At 43.7% G+C, this 2,993-nt stretch carries 3 protein-coding genes; all 3 read right to left on the reverse strand.

Annotated features, from left to right (window positions below; all coding sequences use genetic code 11):
* Nucleotides 1–108: 108 nt before the first annotated feature.
* The 3 genes from G3T18_RS24270 to G3T18_RS24280 all read right to left on the reverse strand — a co-directional run bounded on the left by G3T18_RS24270 (nucleotide 109) and on the right by G3T18_RS24280 (nucleotide 2,944).
* Nucleotides 109–1,092: an NHL repeat-containing protein gene (locus tag G3T18_RS24270; RefSeq protein ID WP_224413174.1), complete on the reverse strand. Its 984-nt coding sequence runs from the start codon at nucleotides 1,090–1,092 to the stop codon at nucleotides 109–111.
* Nucleotides 1,093–1,169: 77 nt separating this feature from the next.
* Nucleotides 1,170–2,015, reverse strand: coding sequence for a radical SAM protein (locus tag G3T18_RS24275; RefSeq protein WP_224413175.1), 846 nt, complete (start codon nucleotides 2,013–2,015; stop codon nucleotides 1,170–1,172).
* A 68-nt stretch (nucleotides 2,016–2,083) separates the two neighbouring features.
* Nucleotides 2,084–2,944: a TauD/TfdA dioxygenase family protein gene (locus G3T18_RS24280; protein ID WP_224413176.1), complete on the reverse strand. Its 861-nt coding sequence runs from the start codon at nucleotides 2,942–2,944 to the stop codon at nucleotides 2,084–2,086.
* Nucleotides 2,945–2,993: the final 49 nt, after the last annotated feature.

A 2,993-nucleotide genomic window follows, 5' to 3' on the forward strand; every position in this document is an offset into this window, starting at 1 on the left:
TTCTCAAGTACCCTATCGAGATGATGGGGCTAAATTCGTTGCGGGGGACTATTTATGTCAGGTGCGGTCATGTAGCACGAATTGGCACAAAAGGTTTTGAGAAATGGCTTAAGCAGTGTCAATTGTCAATTGGCAAAAGTCTTCTTCAAATCTGGATTGTCTGCATATAGTGTCTGTGCGTAAGTCCTGTAATCGATGAATTGAGAATATTTTTCTTGACTCACTATTTGGCAATTCGATCGCGCTTGAAGACAGGTTTTCATCATAGGAAATCCAGCAAAGTTTTGCACCTATCTGCAAGGTTGGTGAATTTGTGCTGAACTTGTAATAATCGTGATTACTTTCTCGAGCGGCTGCCGTTCCCACAAGTATACCTGAATTTGTGATTGAAAGACCTCTCGTCCAACCGATATCGTGCTGAAATCCATTGATTGAATATTCAATTGTCTCGCCCTTAGAATCCATCTTACCTACTATTCCTGCAACGTTTGTCCACCACAAGTCTCCATTGAAATATTGAAGATCATGCACTGGACTTTTAAATTTTGGGCCAACCCATTCCCAAGACGAAAGATTGATAATTCTTTGCTGTCGAACCAAGCACACCAGGATATTTTCACTTTCGTCTATTGCGATGCCTGAAATATGATAAAGGTGAGGCTTTGTATCTTCATTTTGATTCCAAATTGGTCTCCTATTCCGAAGATCTTTACCCAATAGATCAATTCGATTTAATACCTTATTCTCTAAATTTACTATGTCGATACTCTCATAACCCGTATTTGCGACATATAGTTTCCCTTTGTGAATCGCGAGACCATGGAGGTCATTAAAATTGTCATCTTGAATAACATCTACGATTGAGAAATGAACCATGTCCATTTTCACAATAACGTTTGAAAAGCAAGCCCAAATATGGTCGTCTTCTTGACATATCCCAGTCAGACCCTTCCCCCTCATGGCAAGAGATGGTTCGGGGTGTTCAATGAGATGCTCGGATATAACCTGAATCGTATTATTCCTAATTGTAACTTGTAGTATAGAACCATGGTACTTATCGAAAAAGCCTCCTGATATGATGAAATTAGCCATTATCTAAGCCTATTATTCTTTATCGTTGCGATCGCGTCCCTGCCAAAGACCGAAATCCATTGTAGGAACGCCGGACGTTATCTCTTGAGTACCCTATCGAGATGATGGGGCTGAATTCGTTGCGGAGGATTATCTATGTCAGGTGCAGTCATGTAGCACGAATTGGCACAAAAGGTTTTGAGAAATGGCTTAGGTAGTGTCTGTCGCCAATTGGCAAGAGTATTCTTTAAGTCTGGATTGTCTGCTGTCCACCCCGCCTCAATCAGCATTTCTCCCATTGTCCCATCGTTTAAAGCGTTCATAAGTGCCCAACTATTGCAGCAGGGGTGTATTATTGGTGGGAAATAGGTTAGCGTAGCCAGCAAATGATTACAGTTTAATCCCTGTTCGACAGTTCCTTGATTGTGGTTGAGGAAGGCTGCTGGATCGCGATGGTATAATCTTTCTTCGTTAATAACTTCCCCTTCATAGTTCTTCCCTAGGAAAGCACGGCAATGCTCGATCGCCTCTTGATTATTGCCGTGCGCATCCAAATAAATAAATTCAAGCTTATTCAGGCTATCTAAGGGGATGCCAGTGACATTGTATCCGTTAGTACGCATTCCTACGCGTCGGCCAAACGAATGAAGTGTTTCAATTATTTGCACAATCGACTTCACCGGAAGAACAGTGATTTCCCCCCCTTGGAGTACATGACGTTCTTTTTCCCCCACACCTGATAAGACCTGACAAAATTGTTCCACTGCTTGAGGGGTGGCGACCAACGGGCTTTTACGAAATATCTTGTCACCGTTTTTGTTAAAGGGAAGATGCGCGTCGTGGTCGCAAAAATTACAATGCAGATTGCAAATGTTGGTAACGTTGATCCGCACCTCGACTCTACTATCGATCTCAAATAAGCTCTGAAATGATGTGATACTCATAATTTAACCTCTTTTACTAGAACGTTGAGCCGGAATTAGGAACTCGGCAACTCTATACAACTATTTTTTTAGTAAGGAATTCCCCCACCAATAGTGACTCGTTTAAGCACCCGCCGCACCGAGGGGTCGAATGCGGGACGATAGTGCAAAGTCGCTTGGTTATCCCACAGCACCAAATCGCCGTTTTGCCATTGGTGTTCGTAGCGGTACTCCAGATCTTGAATATGTTCGTGTAGTCTGGCAATTAGTGGAGATCCGACATCGTAGGGGATACCAACTAGTTCAATCTCGTAGGCTGCATTCAAATAAAGGATTTGTTCGCGAGTTTCAGGGTGGGTGCGAACCAGAGGGTGGGGAAAGGTCGCACCGGGGGGCACATCTACCCGACGATCTACATATTTGGCAGACACGGAACCGAACGGACGGTAAAACGGATTGTAGGTAATCAGCCTTAAGTCCTGAATGGTATCGCGGGTTTCTCGATCGAGAAGGGTATAAGCCCGTGCCATATCAAACCAGATTGTTGGCGAAGAATTTTCCGTGATATCCACCGCATACAGTAAAGAGGCCGATGACGGGCAGCGTAACCATTGATGATCCGAATGGGGAAGGACTTCCTGAAAACCTAAATAGGAATTGGGGTAATCATCGGCTTGGTTTCCAATGATTACTACTGGGGTAGACTCTCCTTCGGCGCTGCTTAAGACGGGAAAACTGTTATCAGGAACAAAAGGAGGACCGAATCGAAACGCAAAATTAGATAAATGTTCGTCGGTGAGATTCTGATTGGGAAAAATCACTAAACGGTAGCAGTTCAATAACTGTCGAATTTGCAGAGTATGATGCGGCGAGAGGCTCGCAGCTAAATTAGCGTAATGGACGGTGACCCCTACTCCGTTTTCATTCTCAGTGAATTGAAGATTGCTCATAAATGTCAGGTTTCCCTCTGGTACTCGTTTTCCTCGTTTTTTCTACACC

It is taken from the genome of Oscillatoria salina IIICB1 (genome assembly GCF_020144665.1).
In the GTDB taxonomy this organism is placed as follows: domain Bacteria; phylum Cyanobacteriota; class Cyanobacteriia; order Cyanobacteriales; family SIO1D9; genus IIICB1.